The sequence below is a fragment of the Siphonobacter sp. SORGH_AS_0500 genome (assembly GCF_002838835.1).
GTDB lineage: Bacteria > Bacteroidota > Bacteroidia > Cytophagales > Spirosomataceae > Siphonobacter.
In genome coordinates this window covers 1-21,088 of record NZ_NHPP01000026.1, presented here as the reverse complement: position 1 = coordinate 21,088, position 21,088 = coordinate 1, and the positions used below count along the sequence as shown (strand labels likewise).

The following is a 21,088-nucleotide window of genomic DNA, read 5'->3' as shown; positions in this document are numbered from 1 at the left end:
TCCGTTTTTGGTTGGTGTCGATTATGAACGGTTACTAAACCAGAACCATTCGTATGTTTAGGTGCTTGAATGATTTTTTACAATGATTATTACGTCCCTCCTTACAACTAATCACTTACGAAACAACAACCAACAACAAAATCATGGTTGAGTATAATACCAAAGACTGGTTCAAGGCCGTTTTTCGGATTCATAAAGCCGAAACGATCAATCGGCTCGCTCCCCTGTTAGGTGCAATGACCGTTTACACAACGATTGTTGCTGTCGTTGTGCTAGAGTTCTGGAAACCCGGACCTAATTATCACTTGCAAAGCATTGCCACTGTGCAGTCTTTACTGGGCTTTGTAATGTCATTGTTACTCGTCTTTCGGACTAATTCGGCTTATGATCGCTGGTGGGAAGGACGAAAACTTTGGGGCTCACTAGTCAATAACTCCCGCAACCTGGCCATTAAGCTAGCCCACATTATTCCTGCTACCGATGAAGAAGACCGGGCTTTCTTTCGCTACATGATTCCTAATTACGCCTTTACTTTAAAAAATCATTTAAGAGGGTATTTTCTTGCCGAAGAATTGAAAGAAGCTCCCGGTTTTCGGACCACGGATTTGAAGCAGGAAAATCATTTACCGAACCAGATGGCCATGCGAATTTTCGGAAAAATGGATGAGTTATACCAGAAAGGAATCATTCGGCCTGAACATTTGCTGGTACTGAACCCCGAGTTTCAGTCCTTTACTGATATTTGCGGAGCCTGCGAGCGAATCAGGAAAACGCCGATTCCTTTTTCTTATAGCCTGTTCCTCAAGAAGTTTATATCCATTTACTGCCTTTCGCTGCCTTTTGGTTACGTAGTTTCCCTGCATTACTCCGTGATCCCGATGGTGTTGTTTATTTTCTACGTATTAACCAGTCTGGAGGAAATCGCGGAGGAAATTGAAGATCCTTTCGGAAAGGATTATAATGATTTACCCACGGACGATATTTCCAATGGAATTCGGAAGGCTGTCGAAGAATTATTATAAAGCGGGTCCTCGTAAATCTGGGCTGGAAATGGCTCCATTTTTTTTCATATCTTTAAGAAAGACAGCATTTTATTAACGCTTTGGTAAATAATTAATTTCTTTATTAAAAATCAGCCAGTCCTTCGTTTAATCTTGTTTTGAAAACACGTACCTTTGCCGCCGATTTAGCCTTACGGCAATTACCGATCAATTAATCACAAATTCATTTATTCAAATGGCAGTGGCAGAACAGGAAGTGAGACTAGCCGACCGTATCAACGCGTTGGAAGAGTCGTCGACGTTGGGCATGACGAAAAAAGCCCGCGAACTGGCCGCCCAAGGACACAAGGTGATTAGCCTTTCCGTTGGGGAGCCCGATTTTAAAACCCCGCAACACATTTGCGAAGCCGCCAAGAAAGCCATCGATGATGGTTTCCACGGTTATTCACCCGTTGCTGGCTATCCCGACTTACGGAAGGCCATTGCCGATAAGTTGAAGCGTGATAATAATATTGATTGGAAACCTGAAAATATCGTAGTGTCTACGGGTGCTAAACACTCGCTGGCTAATGTATTACAGGTGCTGGTAAACCCCGGTGACGAAGTAGTAATTTTCGCTCCTTACTGGGTTAGTTACTCTGAAATGGTAAAGCTCGCCGAAGGAACTTCAGTGGTTCTTGACGGTGCTTTTGATAATAACTTCAAAGTTACGGCCGAGCAATTCGAAGCAGCCATTACGCCCCAAACGAAGGTAGTAATGTTTGCCTCTCCCAATAACCCCACGGGTTCCGTTTATTCAGAAGCGGAATTACGGGCGATTGGCGACGTAGTGGCTCGTCATGAAAACGTGTTCGTGGTAGCGGATGAAATCTACGAATACATCAATTTCACGGCTGAAGGTCACTTCAGCATCGGTTCGATTCCTGAAATTAAGGATCGGGTGATTACCGTGAACGGTGTAGCGAAAGGCCATGCTATGACCGGCTGGCGGATTGGTTTCATCGGAGCCGCCAAATGGATTGCCGATGGTGTTGAAAAATTACAGGGTCAGGTAACTTCGGGTACAAACTCTATCGCTCAGAAAGCAGCCGTAGCGGCTTTCAACGGTCCTCTGGACGATGCCAAGAAAATGAAAGAAGCGTATCAGCGTCGCCGTGAACTGGTGGTAGGTAAGCTGAAAGAAATTCCCGGCTTCAAAGTAAACGTACCCGACGGAGCATTCTATGCTTTCCCCGACATCAGTGCTTACTTCGGTAAGTCTGACGGTACGACGACTATTCATAACTCAGACGATTTCTGCAACTGGTTACTCGATCAGGCTCACGTTGCTACGGTAGCGGGCTCTGGTTTCGGTGCCCCTAACTGTATGCGGATTTCTACCGCTGCTGCTGACGAGCAACTGGCTGAAGCTTGTGATCGTATCAAAGCCGCAGTAGCTAAACTGAGCTAAGTTTTTTGGATTTTATTGCCTGTTTGTTAAGACCTGTGAGGGAAACCTTGCAGGTCTTTTTACATTATCTTCAGATAATTTGAGTATACTTGGGCTTTACTTTTACCTTAAACCATTTGCTATGAACGTACCCAAGTATCCCCAATTCTTCGACTACAACGAATTTGTTATTGACGAAAAAATAGGCCTTTTTAAATTCTCTAATGCTTACAAAGTCTTTAACAGGGAAGGCGAAGAAATTGGCTTAATTCAGCAGAGAGTTTCCGGGTTCCACAAAGCCTTAAGAGTCATTGGTGATCTGAAAAAGATGATGCCCTTTACCCTGGAAATTCTGGATACAAATGGGATGGTTCAAGCTACCATTAGTCGGGGATGGACGCTGTTCCTGTCTAAAATTAGTATTACTGATTCGAATGGGGTAACTATTGGTTCAATTAAGCAGAAGTTCAAACTATTCAAGCCCCGATTTATTATTACAGATCAAGATGACCAGACCATAGCCGAAATAAACGGCGACTGGAAAGCCTGGGATTTCACTATCACCGACGCCCATGCCATGCCCATTGGAAGCATTTCCAAAAAATGGAACGGGGCGATGCGAGAAATCTTTACTTCAGCCGATAAATACGTAGTTTCTATCGAAGAGTCGGTAGCCGAAGATACCCGTAAGATCGCCATTGTTTCTACTGCGATTACCATTGATATGGTTCTGAAAGAGCGTTAAATTTTTCGAAGAAAGGAGGACGGATATTTAGATGGACCGTTTCTTTTTTCAAGTAATAAAGTATTACCTTCAGTTATCACTATAAGCTTACCGCCATGAAAAAGTTAACGCACTTGCTAGTCTTTGCAACCCTGCTGGCTTGTAATAAAGACCCTGAACCTGAAAAAGAAGAAACCCCTAAAAAGATTTACTTCACGGGCATTACCGAATCGAACGATGTCGGCATTATTGCGAAGAGAGATACTACGGATTGGAGATTTAACGACACCTGGGTTGAACAGGAAGCTAAATTATTCCCAACCGCGGGGGAAGCCTCCTGTACGCAGGCTCACAATCACAACATTTTTGCCTTTCCCAATCCCAATAAAGGCCTGATTAAGCTAAACATTACGAAGCTTCAGGCCACGCAGGTGCAAATACGCCTGGTTGATAAAGAATTTAAGGTAATTCTGTCGCGGGATAGTATTCCGAATGGGATCAATATTTTTGATCTGACCGCCTCGGCTCCTAAAGATACCTTACGACTTTATTATAAATTCATTGACGGAAGCTGTGTCTATAAAGGCCACGGAGACATTCTGGTTAACGAATAAAGTTGGTTACGATTGCCGGGCCGTAGCGATCATGACGCCACCAATGGCCATCAGAATGGCTCCGGCAATCACCACCCAATTGATCTTTTCTTTCAGAAAAATAATCCCTAAAATCAGAGCCAGCAGAAAGGACAGATTCGTGATAGGGGAAACCTGACCCGCATCGCCTAGCTTTAAAGCTCGAAAGCTCAGCAGGGAAGAAAAGCAGGTAAGAATGCCGGCAGCAATGAGGAACACCCAGCTTTTGCGTTCAATTCGCGTAACCTCAACCAGATTGCCCTGCCAGGCTACTACGCTCCAGGCTACAATAATGATGAGGATCGATTGTACGGCGAAAGCCACGCTGGAGTCGACGTTCTTAATGCCAACTTTAGAAAGCACAACGACACAAGCAGCCGACAAGGCAGCCAGAAGAGCAAAAACGATCCACATACGTTTAGAGAAGAAGCTGAGCCTGCTTTACTCTAAAAGGATGTTCCAAGGGTTCTAGGGAATAAAACCTTCTGGCTTATTGGTTTCCAGACTAATCCGCGTTCTGGACAGACTTTCCGGGTAGTTATTCTGAATGTAAGTAATGAGATGCTCCCGAATGTAACAGCGTAAATCAAAGGCATCGCCCGAATTCCGACAGCTCATCAGGCAGCGAATCTGCATGCTGGTTTCGGTGAAATCAGTTACCTGCACTACGTCTACTTTTCCGTCCCATAAGGCATTTGTTCGTAACAATCGGCTGTGTTCCGCCCGAACGGCAGCTACCGGAAGCGTATAATCGGTGTAAATAAAAACGGTACCCAGAATTTCAGCCGTTGTGCGGGTCCAGTTCTGAAAGGGCTTTTCAATGAAATAGGTAATCGGTAAAATCAACCGGCGTTTGTCCCAGATGTTAACCACTACATAGGTGAGGGTAATATCTTCTACTTTTCCCCATTCTCCTTCTACAATAACTACATCGTCAATTCGAATGGGTTGGGTGAAGGCAATCTGAAAGCCGGCTAGTAAGTTACCGAGCGACTTCTGAGCAGCAAAGCCGATGATAATCCCGCCAATGCCAACGCCCGTTAATAGCCCAGCTCCAATTTTACGCATACTTTCGAAGTTGAGCAAAATCGCCGAGCCCGCCAGAATAATAATCAGGGAAATGACAAATTTTCGGATGAACTGAATCTGTGTTCGAAGTTTCCGCTCCTTGAGGTTGTCAATTTTATTGTAGTCAAACAGGTGGTATAAATAATCTTCAACGACCCGGACTACTTTGATTAAGATGATGGTAAAGCAAAGGATAATACTGATTTCCAGAATCCGGTTAATGACAAATCGGGTTCCTTTTTCCAGGTGCATTAATGGAAATAAGGTATTGAAAACCAGAATAGGAATAAAGTAAATCAGAATCGATTTAAAGTGCCGGATCGAAGAACGGAAGACGGAATAAGGTAACTCCTTCGCCGTTAATTTCTTAATGACGGGCACGACCAGATACTTCACGATAACGCCGATTAAGATGGAAAATGCAATCACGCATAAGTTCCATGCATAATCGGGCATTTGATGGGAAAGATTTTGTAAGAAACTATTCATGAATAGATCTATATACGTAGGGACGCGATGGGTCGCGTCTTTGGGTGAAAATACTTTTACGATTAACCCTGTAGACGCGACCTGCCGCGTCTCTACCGGACGGATTCAGATTTTCGGGGAATCATGAAAATGTTCCGCTGACGACCGTCGATGTACCTGAACCCATTCTCATCATAATAACCATCTTCTTCCAGCATAATCCGAACAGACTTGTTCCACTCTTTAATCGGCACCGATACATTTAACTCAATGGAATAGGCCGTTTGTTTAAAAAGTGGATAATCGCCCGTGCCTTTCACCGACTTCTGGTTATCCCACATCCCGATGGCTGGTCCGGCGGCGTGCCCGTGAAAACCAATGGGGTGCGAATAAATACTGGCAGTTATACCTTCCTGAGTAGCCTGTTGCAAAGCTTCCGCCAAAATTTCATTCCCGGTTTTACCCGTCTTAAATCGTTCCGTTAGAATATCCTGTAATCGATTTCCTTTTTGGAAGGCTTTCTGGAGGTAATCCGGCACTTCTTTTTCGCCGGGTTTTAGAATATACGCGTGTTGTTGCTGGTCGGTGTTGAGGCGTAAATAGGTAATGCCAAAATCTACGTGTAATAAATCGCCGGGCAGGATGACCTGCGTTCCGGGACGTTTGGAGAAGGTGCGTAAATGATCAAACTTTGCTTCATCCGCCCGCTGAATGTCCACGGTGGGATGAAACCAGGTGTCCAGCCCGAGGTCAGTCACTCGCTGCCGTAAATACCAGACGACATCTTCTGTCGTGGTTACACCCGGCTGAATCACTTTTTCCGAAAAAGCTTCGTCAATGATCTGGTGTGAAAGACGGCAAATCAGGGGATACATCACCATTTCCTTTTCCGAACGCGTCTCTAGCCAGCGAACGGCCAGCCGCTCGGCAGACTGAATGCGGGCATGAAAAGTTTGAGGTAACTTCTTCATGAACTCGCCCTGTTCGGTATACGTCAAGCCGTCGGCGTGGCCGTAAGTGGTAGAATAATTCAGAGCTATTTTCTTCGGATTTTTCTCCTGAATAACCTTGACTAACGCTTCCCACTGATCAGGATTGGCACTCAAATCCCATTCGCCCTTGAGTAAGGTGCCGACATCATAACGGGCAATGGCGAGTTTGTCCAGTGGTTTGTCTTTTCCCGGATCATAAAAAACCATAATCGTACGACGGCGGGCGGCAATCCAGGTGCTGGGTAACATGGTTCGCATAACCGGATCTTCATTGTATTCCCGCGAGATGATTACCCACATGTCAACGCCTTCTTCCCGCATCAATCGGGGTAGTAACCGTTCAAAACGGTCTTCCAGAATTTCATCAACGGTAGCAGCACGGGTTCGTTCATTAAGAACGACGGGAAGAGTTTGGGCACCAACAGTAACGAATCCCCAAAAGAAAAAAAGGACAGATAATAAAGTTTTAATCATGGTTATAAGGAAGAGAGTTTTGGTTGTTTAGGGTTTTGTAAATAATGTAGAGACGCGACTTTATCGCGTCTGGGTAGAGATGGCTTTGGTGCTAATTTAAAATAATTTTCCGCCGTGGCTGGTGTCTTCACCAGCATTACTAAGCCTAATGGTTGGTGAAGACACCAACCACGGCGGAAGTTTTGAGTTGACTACCTAACGATCAGGGATCACAAACGTGAAAAAGCAATGCAAGTAAGGTAGAGATGCGATTCATCGCGTCTGGGTAGAGGCGGTTTTTATTGATGATTCAAAATGAGTTACATGTTCCAACAAAGGCGATACTTATTACTAGCCAATTATTTTCGCCTCCGGCTAGACGCGATGAAGTCGCGTCTCTACAAAAAGATGAATTCCAATAGCTAGGCGTCTTCCTTCAGTTTTGAAGTATCCCGCGTATCTTTCATAAATACATACACCAGCAGCGAAATGAAAATAGCTCCGGTGATGTACCAGTAAAAATAAGGTTCGTGCCCTGCTTTTTTCAGATCCAGAGCGATGTATTCAGCCGTGCCACCGAAGATGGCTACGGTCAGGGCGTACGGTAAGCCTACCCCCAAAGCCCGAACTTCGGCGGGAAATAACTCGGCCTTCACTACGGCATTAATGCTGGTATAACCACTTACAATAAGGAGGGCGATGAGTAAGAGTATAAAGGCTTCCCATTGGCCAGTAGCGTGGCTGAGTGCCGTTAACAAAGGAACCGTGGCGAGTGTACCAGCGATACCGAAACCTAGCAGTAAGGGCCGCCTGCCAATGCGATCAGACAGTAACCCAAAGAGCGGTTGCAACAGTGCGAAAATCAGTAGAGACAAAAACGAAATCAGGGTCGACTGGCCCTTCGTCAGATGAACCGTATTAACCAGAAACTTCTGCATATAAGTCGTGTACGTATAAAACGCGAGGGTACCGCCCATCGTTAACCCGATCACCGTGAAAACGGCTTTAGGATGCCGTAATAACTCCCGGATGCTTCCTTTTTCTTTCTTTGTTACTGTTTTTTCGAAAGCGTGGGTTTCATGCAAATGCTGTCGGAGGTATAAGGCCACGACTGAAAGTAGAGCTCCAATCACAAACGGAATTCGCCAGCCCCAGTCGTGAATTTGCTCTTCGGTTAATAACAGCTTCTGTAGAATCAATTGAACGCCTAAAGCCATGAGTTGCCCGCCGATGAGGGTAACGTATTGAAAGCTGGAATAAAAGCCCCGACGATCGGCAGTGGCCATTTCGCTGAGATAGGTGGCCGAAACGCCGTATTCTCCGCCCACGCTAATGCCCTGTAATAAGCGAGCGACCAGTAATATCGCCGGAGCTGCCAGGCCAATGGTGTGATAGGTTGGGGTTGCGGCGATAAGTAATGAACCCAGTGACATGAGTAATACGGAAAAGGTCATGGATTTTTTGCGGCCAATCTTATCAGCGATGGTACCAAAAAGCCAGCCGCCGAGCGGTCGCATGAGAAAACCGATGGCAAAGATTCCGGCAGTGTTGAGTAATTGGGCCGTAGGATCTGCGGATGGAAAAAAGGCCGAGGAGAAATACAGAGCAAAGGCCGAATAGGTGTACCAATCGTACCATTCCACCAGATTTCCGACGGAACCTCCAAGAATTGCCTTAAGCCGTCTTGTAGAAATAGAGGTTGATTCCATGATGAAAGATAGGATTAGTAAAACATCGCTTAAATAAACCGATTTCTATCGGAAGATTACGAGGCAGGAGCGATAAAAGCAGGGTTTAACCAGAAAAGTGAAAAGCCCGTTGCCAGGCTAAACAGAAAAGTTGAAAGTTAATCATCACAAGAATTGCAGAGATTCTAAATTCTGGCACAGAATATTTGTTATTCGCTTATTTCTTAGTTCTTTGTAAAGCACAATTTAATGACATTTAACAAGAAGATCATGGTAAACGTAGCATTACTGGTTCGCCTGGAAGCGAAGCCCGGAAAAGAGCAGGAAGTAGCAGATTTTATTCAAGCCGCCTTACATCTGGCCGAAGAAGAAACGGAAACTATTAGCTGGTACGCCATTCAGATTTCACCCACAACGTTCGGTATTTTTGATACGTTCCCGCACGAAAAAGGCCGTCAGGCTCACCTTTCGGGTGAGATCGCCGAAGCACTCTTAGCGAATGCTCCACACTTGCTGGCAGGCCCCCCGATCATCGAGCAGGTAAATGTATTAGCTTCTAAAATGCCTCACGCCTAAGGACTCGATGCCATTATTTGCTTCGTTACTTCGGGGAATTAATGTCAGCGGCCATAAAAAAATTCCGATGGCTGGTTTAAAGACTTTATACGAAGAGTTAGGCTTCACAAACGTGAAAACCTACATTCAAAGTGGTAATGTCGTTTTTGAAACCGAGCAGGAAGATCAAGTACTTATTCAACAGAAAATTGAGCGTACCATTGAAGCTACTTATGGGTTTGACGTAACGGTTTTCATTCGAACTGCGGCTGAGTTACAAGAAGTCATAAACAGTAATCCGTTTGAAACCACTGAAGCAGTGTACGTCACGTTTTTGGCAGAAAAGCCCTCGCCCGAAAGGTGGACTAATTTACATTCGTTAGACCTGGGAACGGAGCAGTTAGTGTTGAAGAATAAAGATATTTTCCTTCAATTCCCTGACGGCTATGGTAGAGCCAAACTGAGTAATCCTTTTCTGGAAAGTAAACTCAAAGTAAAAGCCACTACTCGAAACTGGCGAACGATTAATGAGATTCTAAATCTATTTTAGAGGAAAACATACCCTAATGGCTGGCATCTTCGCCAGCCATTAGTAGTTTAGGGGTAGGGATGAACAAGCCCTGATTTAACCATCTGCCTGCCATGAACCGTATTGACCGAGTAACCGCTATTTTAATTCAGTTGCAATCCCGAAAGGTGGTGAAAGCTCAGGACATTGCCGATCGTTTCGGGATTAGTCTGCGAACGGTTTATCGGGATATCAATACGCTTTGCGAAGCAGGAGTGCCGATTATTGGCGAAGCAGGCGTGGGATATTCCATCATGGAAGGGTATCGGCTGCCACCGGTGATGTTTACCCGCGAAGAGGCAACGGCATTTTTGACTGCTGAAAAACTCATTGAGAAGCTAACCGACAATTCCATTCGGGAGAGTTATCAGTCGGCGATGTATAAGGTGAGATCGGTCTTACGAAGTTCGGAGAAGAGTTTGCTCGAGCACATAGAGAACCGCATCGAAATCCGGCAGAAACCATTACCGCCCGGTTTGGCAAATGCAAAACATGCGTTTCTGCATCCCATTCTTCAAAGTATTTCAGAGAAACGAAGCCTTCAGGTTCAGTATAAGGCTTTTAATAAAGAGCAGTCTACCGATCGCCTGATCGAACCCATCGGGATTTTTTATGCCTATGATTGCTGGCATGTGGTTGCATATTGCCATCTTCGGTTAGAGTACCGTGACTTCCGGGTCGATCGTATTCGTAATTTACACCTTACCGCCATTCCCTTTAGCCGGGAACACCCCTTATTGAAAGAATATCTCCAGCAAAATGCTTCCAATCGCAAGCTTCAGACGGTAGTTATTGAGGTAGAAAAGACGATGATGAGATACCTGGAAACGCAGAAATACGAATACGGTTTCGTGGATCAGACAGAAGTAGGCGATTACGTCGAAATGACTTTTTTTACGGCCTGGCCCGAAGCTATTCTTCGCTGGTTTACACTCTATGCCGAGCACGGGCGGATTATCAGTCCTGAAGCGTTAATTGAGCAGTTTCGGGAGAAAATTACGCGTTTGTATCAGAGTGTCGCTTTGCCCGTCACGGTTTAGCTAAAAAGACAAGTGGGGAATATTGTACACATATTATTAAAGAAGGATGTTAATTAACTAATTGATAATCAGCAATAATGTTCAGGCTGGATTTTAGCATAACTATTTGATAATAAATAGCAATAAACTTTAGTTACGAAGCCATGAACAGACCACTGCGATACCTAATACCTATACTTCTTTGCATTAGTTTAATAACCTCCTGTAAAAAGAAATACGAAAAAGCTTCTGAACGAACCGACGAGGCATTGAAGCAGGAGTTGAATGAAGAGGAAGTTCGTGCAAAGCTGGTGGAATATGCTCAGAAAAAGGGTATTGAAACGGAGACTTTCACCGATCCAGAAGCTTCTGGATTTGCCTTACTCTCTGAAATCGGTTTTGGACATAAGCCCAAGTACATGAAGTACGTTGAGAAAGTACAACCCATTGATTCGGCTGCCGTACGAATGGCGGGTTGGAGTATCGTACAGGGTGTGGACGTAGCCGATGCTATGAAGCAGTTGGAGCCGAACTATCCAGCGTATGACCGACTGAAACAGGAATATACTCGCTTGCTGACGGAAAATAAATCAGATAGTGCTCAATGGGTAGCCGAATCGCTTAACGCGTATCGATGGATTCATCGGCAGGCGAAAAAGTCATCTCGCTTAGTATTGGTTAACATTCGGGGAGCCTATCTGGTAGGAATGGATTCGTCGGGCAAGGTAGATTTAAAAATGCGGGTTGTGGCTGGTAAGAAAGACAAGGCCACGCCGGGCATGGATACCTAGCTACGCAGATCATTACGCATCCGTACTGGAACGTGCCCCGTAGCATTGCAGTAAAGGAGATGTTGCCCAAAATTCAGAATAATACAGGCTTTCTGGAAGCAAATAATATCGAGGTAATTGACTCGAAAGGCAATCGCATTGATCCCGAAGATGTGGACTGGGCAGCTCTTTCGGTAAATAAATTTCCGTATCGATTACGACAGGATACCGGAGCAGATAATTCGCTGGGGTTATTAAAAGTAGAACTGAAAAATCCGCTGGCGATTTACCTGCATGATACCAACGCCCGTTACCTGTTTGCAAAAAATGAACGCTGGCGGAGCCACGGTTGTGTGCGGGTGCAACGACCTACAGATCTGGCTAACTTCATGGCAGGAGAGAAATTGCTTGAAAATGATTCTCTGGAAGAAAATGGAGCCTATTCTCTCCCGCCAGAGTCGCATGCTTTGCCTCAAAAAGTACCCGTATTTCTGCTATACTTAGGAGCAGACATTGACGAGAATGGCAAGCTAGTGTATTATAAAGACGTATACGGCTGGGATGCCTGATTTGCTAACTGATCAGGCTTGTGAGCGGGGGAATCTGAAAACCCAGCTAACAGGTCTGATTTTTTTAAATACGTCTCATCGGGTGAGTATAGAAACAAACCTGAGCCTCCTTTTAGGAGATTAATCAGGATTTTGTGATCGGCATAGGAAACGGCCGGACAACCCTGGCTACGACCTAAACGACCCGTTTGTTTGATAAAAGATTCACTCACGTAATCAGCTCCGTGCATAACAATTGCACGATTATAAACCTGATCGTTAATTCCCTTTTCCAAACCTTCGAGTTTGAGAGAAAGTCCGTGTTTTCCCTGATAAGTACCTAAAGTCCGATAAAACCCAAGGCTGGACTGATAGGACGAATTGGCATTGGAAAAATGAGTAGCGAATTCCTGACCGGAATTTCTTCCGTGAGCTACGTAAGTGTTATAAATTACTTTCTTTTTCAGTAAATCAATCACGTACAAGCGTTTGTTACGTGATGATTGGCTGAAATCAGCAATGGCAATAATGGGTTGTTGTAGTTTCATCCGCTGGAAGCCATACCAGGCATAATGAAATGCTTCGGAGGATAAGCCAAGGGTATTAAGGCCCAAGCTATCATACAAACTTACCCATTCCTGATCGGGACTAACGACGATGGTCTTTGAGAGGGGAATTTCTTTTTTCTCGTTAAAAGTAAAGCGATTAATAAATCCAAGTGAGAAGACAAAAACCAGGGTCGAAGCGACCAGAATCGCTAGTGACTTGTTCATTTAGTGTTCGTTTGGTTGGTGAAAAAACGTACTAATCGAATAAAAGCTCTAGTGGAGAAGGCAGTTGAAAAATACTGACATTATTAAGAAACGGCAAATCTTTTGCTTAAGTTCCTAAGGATTGAATAGTTTTTGTAGAAGCATCAATCTTATCCTCAGTTCTTCTCAAAGCTCGATGTTTACACAATCTGGCCATTTTTGACCCAAAAATGGGGAAAATCTGACTTAGATAAAACATCTTTCATATACGATCTGACTGGTCGAATTAGTTTGCGTAACGTCTGAATTTTTTAATAATTCTTTTCGTGAAAGGGTATTTTGGGGAAAGCCTGTTGGGGCCTTTTCTAAAACGGATCATTAGTCATGGACTAGCTAAAGTTTTTGAAGGCCATTTGGAGTATAAGTAATTAAAAATTTACTATACCTTACGGCAGAATTTCCCAATGGCAGTCTGAAAATCTGGCCGTTCAGCTTGAATATAATACCTCTAAATTCATCACATGTTACGTCGTACATTAGTTAAAAACCTCTCTGCTGCTGCTGGCATTGCCATGCTTGGTGGTATAAAGACCTCCGCAGCCACACCACCCGCTCATACCTTCAAGCTCAGATATGCTCCTCACTTTGGAATGTTTGAAAACCTGGCCGGAAAGGACATTTTCAAGCAATTACAGTTCATGGCTGATCAGGGTTTCAAAGCTTTGGAAGACAATGGCATGACGGGCCGCCCGGAGGCTGAGCAAACCAAAATCGGTGACATGCTGACGAAGTTGGGCATGGAAATGGGGGTATTTGTCTTGCATAAAGGTGGAAATGGGGCTAATACGCTGGCGGCAGGCAAGAAAGAGCACGTAGACATTTTCCTGAAAGGTTGCCAAAATGCAATTGAGGTTTCTAAACGTTGTAAAACTAAATATACGACGGTAGTGCCCGGTGACTTTCAACGTAACTTACCCATTGGTATTCAGACCGGTAACGTTATTGATGCCCTGCGTCGCGGAGCGGAAATGCTGGAACCCCATGGCCTGATTATGGTATTGGAGCCTCTGAGCGATACGCCTGATTTATACCTCCGCACTTCCGATCAGACTTATGAAATCTGCCGGGCGGTGAATAGTCCTTCCTGTAAAATTCTGTTTGACATTTACCACATGCAGAAAAACGAGGGGAATATCATTCCGCACATCGACTGGGCCTGGGACGAAATTGCTTACTTCCAGATGGGGGATAACCCCGGTCGGAACGAACCCGGTTCAGGAGAAATTAATTACCAGAATGTTTTCAAGCATATCTACAAGAAGATGAAAGAAACCAATCGTGATTTCATCTTTGGTATGGAACACGGCATTTCCGTTCGCGGCGTGGAAGGCGAGAAAAAGTTAATTGAAGCTTACAAACAGGCCGATAGTTTTCAGATTTAATCAGGGTGTTGACCGGGTACTATCCAGCCCCGGTCTGGATGGACCGGTCCCATCCGTATTACCCCGGGTTAGCACCCGGATCCATCCAGACCGGGGCTATTCATATTGAACCCCTCCGGGGTTTAAAGTATGTGGTGGCCTGCCGTTGCCAGCTTTTTCGCTGGCAACATGAGTTACTAGCGGGAGTCACTCCTCAGATTATTATCTAATTTAGGTTTATCCGCAATACCCCGGGTTACACCCGGGGCTATTCGTATTGAACCCCTCCGGGGTTTAATGTATGTGGTGGCCCTGCCGTAGCCAGCTTTTCTGCTGGCTACATGAGTTACATCTATAAGTTAATATCTATCATTTACACAGACTGGGTCCGGTCTATGTAGTAAAACTGTAATTAATGGATTTATGTAGTTTACGATTAAACTCCAGTGATTTAGCAGCTTCCTGCCAACGGCTCATGTTGCCAGCGAAAAAGCTGGCAACGGCAGGGCCACCCCATGCTTGACACCCTAGAAAGGTTCCATAGAAATAGCCCTAGTCTGGATGAACCCGGTCTGGATGGGCCCGGTCTGGACGGACTCGATTACTAACTCAGGGTACTATTCAAGTCTGTAAAAAACAAAAGATAGACAGTGAAATACAAGAGGCAAACGAATGCTACCAATGCTCAAATGTTCAATAAAACAAGACAAAATATATAAAATGAATATAATTTTTAATCAATAGATGTTTTAATGCTCTTTATTGTCTTTATAATTTAATCAAAAAGCTTGTTTTCTTGCTTAGAAAGTATTGATTTTGAATTATGAACGAATTCAGAGTTCCTCCGGGAGCAGCGGTACTTTTTGTAGACATGAACAGCTTCTTCGCTAGTTGCGAGCAGCAGGATAACTATTACCTACGGGGCAGACCCGTAGCAGTATGCGTATATCCAAGTCAGTTTGGCTGTGTGATAGCTCCGTCTATCGAAGCCAAGAAGAAAGGTATCAAACTCGGAATGCGTCTGAATGAAGCCATGCGAATATGCCCGGATTTGGTGCCACTTCCTACCAACCCGGAAAAGTATCGGGATTATCATACCAAAATCATAGAAATTCTAAAACGATTTTCGGATCAGGTCATTCCGCGAAGCATTGATGAAGCCGTCGTCATTCTTACCAATCATCGGCTGATCTATCATGATCTGGAGAAAGTTGCCTCTGCTATTAAAAAGGCCATCAAACAGGAAGTGGGCGATTACCTCCAATGCTCCATCGGCATTGCCCCCAATGCATTTCTGGCTAAGCTGGGGTCTGATCTGATTAAACCCAATGGGTTAACTGTCATTACACCCGATAACATTGATTTGATTCTAAGCCAATTGGAGTTAGTAGATTTGCCGGGTATTGCCACAGGGATGGCCCGTCGGCTTCAGCATTCCGGTATTGATTCTCCGCTAAAATTGCGTTATGCCGATCCTGAATTTCTGCGTGCGGCCTGTCGGAGCATCATTGGCTGGCACTGGCACTTGCGACTCAATTTTTACGAAATAGACACCGAATACACGCCCGCGTACAAAAGCATGCAGGCCATGCGGCACCTGTCGCGGAGTCAAAGGCAATTCCCGGAAGTATTGGAAGAAATCCTCTTTATGCTCTGTCAGACGCTGGAACGACGCATGGTCAAACAGAATGTATTCTGCAAAACGGCCTTCTTTTGGGCGAAATACGAAGAGGGAAGGACATATAGCGACGAAATGCTGTTTCAAACGCCCGTTCAGGACGGAGTAGCCTTATTCAATCTGATTCTGAAACGGGCGGCTACCAAGGCCCAGTGGCAGCATTCCTCCGAATCTATACTTAATTCAGGGTTAGTTTTAATTGGCGTAGGCGTTCGGCATTTTATACCGGATCAGTTGGTGCAATATCAAATTTTTGAAGACAATGTTCGGAAGGATAAACTTCGAAAAGTGTATTACGAATTACGGGATAAACACGGAAGCAGAAAAATAATGCGGGCCGCAGAAGTAAGCGATGACCCCCCAGTGAAGGATGTCATCGGATTTGGTTCCGTGAAGGATATGTACAGTCAGAATGTATAATCCGTGAAGTATCGTAAGCACCCACTGACTCGTCTTGCATAGATTTAGTAGAGCGTTTGAAATTTGCTGAAAGCGGGTAATCCCTGAAAATCCTGTTATACCTTTGAGAAAAGTAACGGGCTGCTACAGCTACATACTAAACAATGATTACCTCTCGACAATATGAACTATCGTAGATTTGGCCGTACCGACTGGAAGATTTCCGAAATGGGTTATGGCATGTGGGGACTAGCTGGCTGGACCGGCTCTGATATTGAAGAAGTAAATAAATCGCTGGATCGCTCGGTGGAGTTAGGCTGCAACTTTTTTGATACAGCCTGGGGTTATGGAGCCGGAAAAAGTGAAGAAATTCTAGGCGATTTGCTTAAACGCCACTCGGATCGTCGCTTATACGCAGCTACCAAAATTCCTCCCAAAAATTTCAAATGGCCTTCTAAACCAGACTATACGTTAGAAGAGTGCTTTCCTGCTTCACACATCATTGAATACACCGAAAAGAGCCTGAAAAACCTGAAAGTCGAGCAGATTGACTTGCAGCAATTTCACGTTTGGGAAGATGCCTGGGCCACGCATGATGAATGGAAAGAAGCCATTCAGAAATTAACGCAGGAAGGAAAAGTAGCCCACTGGGGCATTTCTGTAAATCGCTGGGAACCCGAAAACGTGCTGGAAACGCTTCGAACGGGCCTTATTTCTTCAGTACAGGTAATTTATAATATTTTCGATCAGGCTCCCGAAGATGCCTTATTCCCGCTTTGTAAGGAACTTGATGTCGCCATTATTGCCCGCGTGCCGTTCGATGAAGGAACATTAACCGGAACGTTGACCGAAGAAACTACCTTCCCCGCCGATGACTGGCGTTCAACGTATTTCGTTCCTGAAAATCTCAAAGACAGCGTGCACCACGCCGAAGCCTTACGTCCGCTCATTCCGGCTGGAATGACCATGCCTGAAATGGCTTTGCGGTTTATTTTAAGTAATCCTGATGTCGGAACGATTATTCCCGGTATGCGGAAGATCAAAAATGTAGAAGCAAACATGGCCGCTTCCGACGGAGAAGGCTTAATGCCAGCCTTATTGCAGGATTTAAAAAACCATCGGTGGGACCGCACCCCAACCGAATGGAGCCAATAGAACGATTACCCAAAGATTATACGGGTATTTATCGCTTATTTGCGTCTCTTTATTAGGAATGAGTCTGACGTTCGGAGAAATAGCTGAACGTCAGATAATTTATATTCTACCTCAGAAGGATTACTACCCTGCATGAAAAAAGTTGTCACCTTTGGCGAGATTATGTTGCGGCTGAGTACGCCCGGTTTCGCCCGATTTGTTCAAACGACAAGTCTCAATGTAAACTTTGGTGGCGGCGAGGCAAACGTAGCCGCAGCTCTGGCTTACCTTGATGTTCCCGCTAGTCACGTAACCCGTTTTCCTGATAACGACTGGGGCTATGCGGCTACCGCGATGCTACGTCGCTACGGAGTTCAGACTCAGGATATTATTCAGGGTGGTGATCGGATCGGAACGTATTTTCTGGAAACGGGAGCCATGATGCGGGCCAGTCGAATCATTTATGATCGTACAAACTCTTCTTTCGCTCAGATGGACCCCAGTGAATTCAATTGGGAAGAAATTCTGTCCGATGCTCAGTGGTTTCACTTCACGGGTATTTCTCCGGCTATTTCAGAAGGAGCTTATCTGGCCTGTAAAGCAGCCGTCGAAACGGCGAATCGATTAGGAATTAGCGTTTCAGCGGATGTAAATTCCCGAAAAAACCTCTGGAAATGGGGTCGTCCGGCAGGTGAAGTGATGACAGAATTGACCGCTGGCTGTGACGTGATTGTTTGTGCGGAAGGTGATGCTGAAGAGTTATTTGACATCAGACCTAAAGGAGAAGGAGATCGCTTTATTTCAGTCGCCGAACAACTTCAGGAAAAATTCCCTCGCGTAAAGAAGATTATTAATACCAAACGCGGTTCTGTTTCGGCTTCTCACAATACCTTATCGGGCCGTTGCTGGAATGGGGAACTACTGGAAACCATCACACACGAAATGGTTCCTATGGTGGATCGTATTGGTGGTGGGGATGCTTTCCTGGCTGGTTTTATTTATGGTCAGATTAAGGGGTATAGCGATCAGAAATCAATCGATTTTGCCACCGCAGCCTCGGCTCTGAAACACAGCATTGAAGGCGATTTTAACTTGGCATCCGTGGCTGAAATCGAAACAGTAATGAACGGAGACACGAGCGGACGGTTGAGCAGATGAGTTATGTTTAGCGTTTTGGGTTTGGAGTTTGGAGTTATTTTGCTTGTAAAAAAGATACTCAAATTTTAATCACGAAATGGTAAAATAAGAGTATAAATTTAGACGATTATTATAGTGATAGTGGAGTCAACGTTTTGAGACTGGTTAGAAGCAAAAACTCAAAACTCCAAACAAAAAACTCTGAACTACAATGGCTAGTTTCACGCGATTACAGGTTTATCAAACCTTACTGGAAAATCCGATTATGCCGATTTTCCACCATAATGATTTAGAAGTTGCTAAGAAAATCCTGACGGCCTGTTACGAAGGCGGTATTCGGATTTGTGAGTTTACGAACCGGGGCGATTATGCCCACGAAACGTATTCGGAGTTACGGAAATTTGGTAAGAAGAACTTCCCCGACTTAGTAGTAGGGGCCGGAACCATTGTAGATGCTGCGTCAGCAACGTTATATCTGCAATTAGGAGCTGATTTTATCGTTGCACCCGTGTTACACCAGGATGTAGCCATTACTTGTAATCGCCGCAAAATTGCCTGGATGCCCGGTTGCTTTACGCTATCTGAAATATCCAAAGCTGAAGAATGGGGAGCCGAAATTGTGAAATTATTTCCCGGTCAGGCTTCCTCTCCTGAGTTTGTAAAAGCGATCAAAGGCCCTATGCCCTGGACCGACATCGTGGTAACGGGTGGAGTAGAACCCACGCAGGCTAGTTTGAAAAGCTGGTTTGACGCTGGGGTGCGTGGCGTGGGCATTGGTTCGCAGTTGTTCCCAAAACATCTGGTTGAGGCGAATGACTGGCAGACGGTTGCTGATAAAATCACCGAAGCTGTCCGCGTAGCTAAGTGGGTAAAAGAGCAGTAGAACTTTAGGGCTTAGCTCAATAAAAAGATCGCTTTCAGAAGCGATCTTTTTATTTTTGTGGCTGATCTAACGATGCCTTGAAAACGATTATCATTTTTTTAGTAACCTTTTTTATCAGCTTTGCAGGTTCCATTCATCCGGGTCCGGTTAACCTTTCGGTGATTCAATCTGTACTGAGAAAAAATTTTCCCGCTGCCTTGTGGATTGGTTTGGGAGGAGCTCTCGTAGAAATTCCCTATGGCTATCTGGCTTTGCAGGGCATTCACTTTGTGGAACGTTACCCCACCGGATTAAAGCTGTTACAGCTAATCGTTATCCCTATCCTGATTTTACTGGGCGTATTGGCCCTTCTTCGCAAACCGCAGGTAAATCCAGAAATTCCCCAGACGAAGACCTCCCAACTTTCTTTTCTGAAAGGTGCTTTTCTGTCTTTAATTAACGGACAGTTACCGATTTACTGGTTTGCTATTCTGCTGAATTATCAGGTTTACCCCTGGCTGCGGGTAGAAACAGGCTGGCACCAGGCGGGTTTTGTGGCGGGAGCCAGTGTGGGCTCTTTTGCTTTGCAGTGTACTTACGCTACACTGGCCCGCAAGTATCAGGATCGTTTGATGAAATACCTGAAAATTGAATGGATGGAGCGGATTATTGGCTTATTATTCATTGCCGTTGGGATTTGGCAAGCCCTTCTTTTCTTCTGGAAATCCTAAAGATGGAATAGCTTTTTCATGAATTAGGGCAACCTGACTGGCGATTTTACCCACGCACGAGTCGGTCATTTATGAAAGTTTTATCGATTTTTATTGTTGCATTGACGGTCGGATTCTTGGGTTCGGTTTATCCGGGGCCGGTTAAATTAAGTGTTGTTCAATCCGTTATTCAGAAAAATCTTCGGGTCGGATTCTGGGCATCGGTGGGAGCTTCATTGCCGGAAGTAATCGGGAGCATTCTGGCCATTCGAGGGATGCGTTGGCTCGAAGAAGTACCCGACGTACTGATCTGGTTTCAATGGTCGATTATTCCTATTTTATTACTGGTTGGATTCTTCACTTTACGCAATAAAAAAACACCCGATTCGCCAACTGCTGCTACCGAAAATGAGGTCACCGACGACCAGCCTGCAAGTCGAAAGGCTTTTCTAAAGGCAATGGTCTTGAATATTTGCAACCCGCAGTTAATCCCATTCTGGTTAGTAGCCGCTGTCTGGTTCAATCGAAAAGCCGAACTTTCCATCGATACTTTCTTTGACGAAATAGCTTTTATACTCGGAGCAACGGCGGGGTCTTTCGCCATGAATTACCTGTACGCCAAGCTTACCTTTATCAATAGGGAACGCATTCTGGAAAAAATGAAACCCCAAACCATTCGCTTGGTAACAGGCTGGGGTTTCATTCTATTAGGTCTATGGCAAGCCGTACAGGCTTTTTATTAGTGTTGAATGATTAAATGAGAGAAGGATTGAATAGGATTAACTGGTGTGAAATTCCTGTATGTTGTCTTAAACAGTGAAAGGCTTAACAGAAACTGCCTCTACCCAGACGCGATAAAGTCGCGTCTCTACATTTAGTACAAAAAACACATCTTTTTTGATTCAGACGTCCAGAGGCCTACAGTTAAGTAGTCACTCGGCTAGAGCCGAGCGACTGCGAGTAAGTAGAGACGCGACTTTATCGCGTCTAGCAGGGAGATGAGAATCAATATAGAGGCAACAAAACCGCATCTTACCCAAGTATGATAAAGGTAAAGTAATATCTAATGTTCCACCCGCA

General features: G+C 44.8%; 22 protein-coding genes. 17 read left to right on the top strand and 5 right to left on the bottom strand.

The genetic code is table 11. The features are described from left to right. The first annotated feature begins 143 nt into the window (after nucleotides 1–143). The 4 genes from BWI96_RS20380 to BWI96_RS20365 all read left to right on the top strand — a co-directional run bounded on the left by BWI96_RS20380 (nucleotide 144) and on the right by BWI96_RS20365 (nucleotide 3,768). Nucleotides 144–1,022: a bestrophin family protein gene (locus tag BWI96_RS20380; RefSeq protein WP_106638349.1), complete on the top strand. Its 879-nt coding sequence runs from the start codon at nucleotides 144–146 to the stop codon at nucleotides 1,020–1,022. A 214-nt stretch (nucleotides 1,023–1,236) separates the two neighbouring features. After that, nucleotides 1,237–2,451: a pyridoxal phosphate-dependent aminotransferase gene (locus tag BWI96_RS20375; protein ID WP_106638348.1), complete on the top strand. Its 1,215-nt coding sequence runs from the start codon at nucleotides 1,237–1,239 to the stop codon at nucleotides 2,449–2,451. Between the two features lie 121 nt (nucleotides 2,452–2,572). Beyond that, complete coding sequence (locus BWI96_RS20370) at nucleotides 2,573–3,175, top strand: phospholipid scramblase-related protein (protein WP_106638347.1); 603 nt, start codon at nucleotides 2,573–2,575, stop codon at nucleotides 3,173–3,175. A 95-nt stretch (nucleotides 3,176–3,270) separates the two neighbouring features. After that, entirely contained in the window at nucleotides 3,271–3,768 is a 498-nt protein-coding gene (locus BWI96_RS20365) for a hypothetical protein (RefSeq protein ID WP_106638346.1), read from the top strand. 6 nt (nucleotides 3,769–3,774) lie between these two features. Here the strand turns inward: BWI96_RS20365 and BWI96_RS20360 are convergent, their stop codons facing one another. The 4 genes from BWI96_RS20360 to BWI96_RS20345 all read right to left on the bottom strand — a co-directional run bounded on the left by BWI96_RS20360 (nucleotide 3,775) and on the right by BWI96_RS20345 (nucleotide 8,476). Further along, the gene (locus BWI96_RS20360) at nucleotides 3,775–4,200 is read right to left on the bottom strand and encodes an EamA family transporter (RefSeq protein WP_106638345.1); all 426 of its coding nucleotides are present in this window, start codon (nucleotides 4,198–4,200) and stop codon (nucleotides 3,775–3,777) included. 54 nt (nucleotides 4,201–4,254) lie between these two features. Further along, nucleotides 4,255–5,343: a mechanosensitive ion channel family protein gene (locus BWI96_RS20355; protein ID WP_106638344.1), complete on the bottom strand. Its 1,089-nt coding sequence runs from the start codon at nucleotides 5,341–5,343 to the stop codon at nucleotides 4,255–4,257. A gap of 92 nt (nucleotides 5,344–5,435) precedes the next feature. Continuing rightward, complete coding sequence (locus BWI96_RS20350; RefSeq protein WP_106638343.1) at nucleotides 5,436–6,788, bottom strand: M24 family metallopeptidase; 1,353 nt, start codon at nucleotides 6,786–6,788, stop codon at nucleotides 5,436–5,438. Nucleotides 6,789–7,189: 401 nt separating this feature from the next. After that, entirely contained in the window at nucleotides 7,190–8,476 is a 1,287-nt protein-coding gene (locus tag BWI96_RS20345) for an MFS transporter (RefSeq protein WP_106638342.1), read from the bottom strand. Between the two features lie 249 nt (nucleotides 8,477–8,725). Here BWI96_RS20345 and BWI96_RS20340 point away from each other — a divergent pair, with 249 nt between their 5' ends. From BWI96_RS20340 to BWI96_RS22700, 5 genes are all read left to right on the top strand, one after another. Next, nucleotides 8,726–9,031: a putative quinol monooxygenase gene (locus BWI96_RS20340; RefSeq protein ID WP_106638341.1), complete on the top strand. Its 306-nt coding sequence runs from the start codon at nucleotides 8,726–8,728 to the stop codon at nucleotides 9,029–9,031. A 7-nt stretch (nucleotides 9,032–9,038) separates the two neighbouring features. Then, entirely contained in the window at nucleotides 9,039–9,560 is a 522-nt protein-coding gene (locus tag BWI96_RS20335; protein ID WP_106638340.1) for a DUF1697 domain-containing protein, read from the top strand. Nucleotides 9,561–9,652: 92 nt separating this feature from the next. Further along, nucleotides 9,653–10,618, top strand: a complete 966-nt coding sequence (locus BWI96_RS20330) for a YafY family protein (RefSeq protein WP_106638339.1) — start codon at nucleotides 9,653–9,655, stop codon at nucleotides 10,616–10,618. Nucleotides 10,619–10,761: 143 nt separating this feature from the next. Beyond that, nucleotides 10,762–11,388 carry a hypothetical protein gene (locus BWI96_RS22705; RefSeq protein ID WP_232793847.1) on the top strand — a complete coding sequence of 209 codons (627 nt, stop codon included), beginning with the start codon at nucleotides 10,762–10,764 and terminating at the stop codon, nucleotides 11,386–11,388. Nucleotides 11,389–11,420: 32 nt separating this feature from the next. After that, nucleotides 11,421–11,936, top strand: coding sequence for a L,D-transpeptidase family protein (locus BWI96_RS22700; RefSeq protein WP_232793846.1), 516 nt, complete (start codon nucleotides 11,421–11,423; stop codon nucleotides 11,934–11,936). Here the strand turns inward: BWI96_RS22700 and BWI96_RS20320 are convergent. Continuing rightward, entirely contained in the window at nucleotides 11,906–12,688 is a 783-nt protein-coding gene (locus BWI96_RS20320) for a murein L,D-transpeptidase catalytic domain family protein (RefSeq protein WP_106638338.1), read from the bottom strand. The two genes, BWI96_RS22700 and BWI96_RS20320, sit on opposite strands and share 31 nt — an antisense overlap. A 500-nt stretch (nucleotides 12,689–13,188) precedes the next feature. Here BWI96_RS20320 and BWI96_RS20315 point away from each other — a divergent pair, with 500 nt between their 5' ends. The 8 genes from BWI96_RS20315 to BWI96_RS20285 all read left to right on the top strand — a co-directional run bounded on the left by BWI96_RS20315 (nucleotide 13,189) and on the right by BWI96_RS20285 (nucleotide 20,751). Further along, a complete protein-coding gene (locus tag BWI96_RS20315) occupies nucleotides 13,189–14,109 on the top strand; it encodes a hydroxypyruvate isomerase family protein (protein ID WP_106638337.1) in 921 nt (306 codons plus the stop codon). 38 nt (nucleotides 14,110–14,147) lie between these two features. Further along, nucleotides 14,148–14,318 (top strand): hypothetical protein, encoded by a 171-nt coding sequence (locus BWI96_RS21760; RefSeq protein WP_157830464.1) that lies wholly within the window; start codon nucleotides 14,148–14,150, stop codon nucleotides 14,316–14,318. 593 nt (nucleotides 14,319–14,911) lie between these two features. Beyond that, nucleotides 14,912–16,186: a DNA polymerase IV gene (locus tag BWI96_RS20310; RefSeq protein ID WP_106638336.1), complete on the top strand. Its 1,275-nt coding sequence runs from the start codon at nucleotides 14,912–14,914 to the stop codon at nucleotides 16,184–16,186. A 162-nt stretch (nucleotides 16,187–16,348) separates the two neighbouring features. Continuing rightward, entirely contained in the window at nucleotides 16,349–17,320 is a 972-nt protein-coding gene (locus tag BWI96_RS20305; protein WP_106638335.1) for an aldo/keto reductase, read from the top strand. Nucleotides 17,321–17,452: 132 nt separating this feature from the next. Beyond that, nucleotides 17,453–18,457 carry a sugar kinase gene (locus BWI96_RS20300; protein WP_106638334.1) on the top strand — a complete coding sequence of 335 codons (1,005 nt, stop codon included), beginning with the start codon at nucleotides 17,453–17,455 and terminating at the stop codon, nucleotides 18,455–18,457. Nucleotides 18,458–18,647: 190 nt separating this feature from the next. Continuing rightward, nucleotides 18,648–19,319, top strand: a complete 672-nt coding sequence (locus BWI96_RS20295; protein WP_106638333.1) for a bifunctional 4-hydroxy-2-oxoglutarate aldolase/2-dehydro-3-deoxy-phosphogluconate aldolase — start codon at nucleotides 18,648–18,650, stop codon at nucleotides 19,317–19,319. Nucleotides 19,320–19,396: 77 nt separating this feature from the next. After that, nucleotides 19,397–20,029, top strand: a complete 633-nt coding sequence (locus BWI96_RS20290) for a LysE family translocator (RefSeq protein WP_106638332.1) — start codon at nucleotides 19,397–19,399, stop codon at nucleotides 20,027–20,029. A gap of 71 nt (nucleotides 20,030–20,100) precedes the next feature. Continuing rightward, entirely contained in the window at nucleotides 20,101–20,751 is a 651-nt protein-coding gene (locus BWI96_RS20285) for a LysE family translocator (RefSeq protein WP_106638331.1), read from the top strand. The last annotated feature ends 337 nt before the right edge of the window (nucleotides 20,752–21,088 follow it).

What these genes read in the sequence shown, in the direction of transcription:
- BWI96_RS20380 (WP_106638349.1), top strand. Translation starts at nt 144, where the DNA reads ATGGTTGAGTATAATACCAAAGACTGGTTCAAGGCCGTTTTTCGGATT.
- BWI96_RS20375 (WP_106638348.1), top strand. Translation starts at nt 1,237, where the DNA reads ATGGCAGTGGCAGAACAGGAAGTGAGACTAGCCGACCGTATCAACGCG.
- BWI96_RS20370 (WP_106638347.1), top strand. Translation starts at nt 2,573, where the DNA reads ATGAACGTACCCAAGTATCCCCAATTCTTCGACTACAACGAATTTGTT.
- BWI96_RS20365 (WP_106638346.1), top strand. Translation starts at nt 3,271, where the DNA reads ATGAAAAAGTTAACGCACTTGCTAGTCTTTGCAACCCTGCTGGCTTGT.
- BWI96_RS20360 (WP_106638345.1), bottom strand. Translation starts at nt 4,200, where the DNA reads ATGTGGATCGTTTTTGCTCTTCTGGCTGCCTTGTCGGCTGCTTGTGTC.
- BWI96_RS20355 (WP_106638344.1), bottom strand. Translation starts at nt 5,343, where the DNA reads ATGAATAGTTTCTTACAAAATCTTTCCCATCAAATGCCCGATTATGCA.
- BWI96_RS20350 (WP_106638343.1), bottom strand. Translation starts at nt 6,788, where the DNA reads ATGATTAAAACTTTATTATCTGTCCTTTTTTTCTTTTGGGGATTCGTT.
- BWI96_RS20345 (WP_106638342.1), bottom strand. Translation starts at nt 8,476, where the DNA reads ATGGAATCAACCTCTATTTCTACAAGACGGCTTAAGGCAATTCTTGGA.
- BWI96_RS20340 (WP_106638341.1), top strand. Translation starts at nt 8,726, where the DNA reads ATGGTAAACGTAGCATTACTGGTTCGCCTGGAAGCGAAGCCCGGAAAA.
- BWI96_RS20335 (WP_106638340.1), top strand. Translation starts at nt 9,039, where the DNA reads ATGCCATTATTTGCTTCGTTACTTCGGGGAATTAATGTCAGCGGCCAT.
- BWI96_RS20330 (WP_106638339.1), top strand. Translation starts at nt 9,653, where the DNA reads ATGAACCGTATTGACCGAGTAACCGCTATTTTAATTCAGTTGCAATCC.
- BWI96_RS22705 (WP_232793847.1), top strand. Translation starts at nt 10,762, where the DNA reads ATGAACAGACCACTGCGATACCTAATACCTATACTTCTTTGCATTAGT.
- BWI96_RS20320 (WP_106638338.1), bottom strand. Translation starts at nt 12,688, where the DNA reads ATGAACAAGTCACTAGCGATTCTGGTCGCTTCGACCCTGGTTTTTGTC.
- BWI96_RS20315 (WP_106638337.1), top strand. Translation starts at nt 13,189, where the DNA reads ATGTTACGTCGTACATTAGTTAAAAACCTCTCTGCTGCTGCTGGCATT.
- BWI96_RS21760 (WP_157830464.1), top strand. Translation starts at nt 14,148, where the DNA reads ATGGACCGGTCCCATCCGTATTACCCCGGGTTAGCACCCGGATCCATC.
- BWI96_RS20310 (WP_106638336.1), top strand. Translation starts at nt 14,912, where the DNA reads ATGAACGAATTCAGAGTTCCTCCGGGAGCAGCGGTACTTTTTGTAGAC.
- BWI96_RS20305 (WP_106638335.1), top strand. Translation starts at nt 16,349, where the DNA reads ATGAACTATCGTAGATTTGGCCGTACCGACTGGAAGATTTCCGAAATG.
- BWI96_RS20300 (WP_106638334.1), top strand. Translation starts at nt 17,453, where the DNA reads ATGAAAAAAGTTGTCACCTTTGGCGAGATTATGTTGCGGCTGAGTACG.
- BWI96_RS20295 (WP_106638333.1), top strand. Translation starts at nt 18,648, where the DNA reads ATGGCTAGTTTCACGCGATTACAGGTTTATCAAACCTTACTGGAAAAT.
- BWI96_RS20285 (WP_106638331.1), top strand. Translation starts at nt 20,101, where the DNA reads ATGAAAGTTTTATCGATTTTTATTGTTGCATTGACGGTCGGATTCTTG.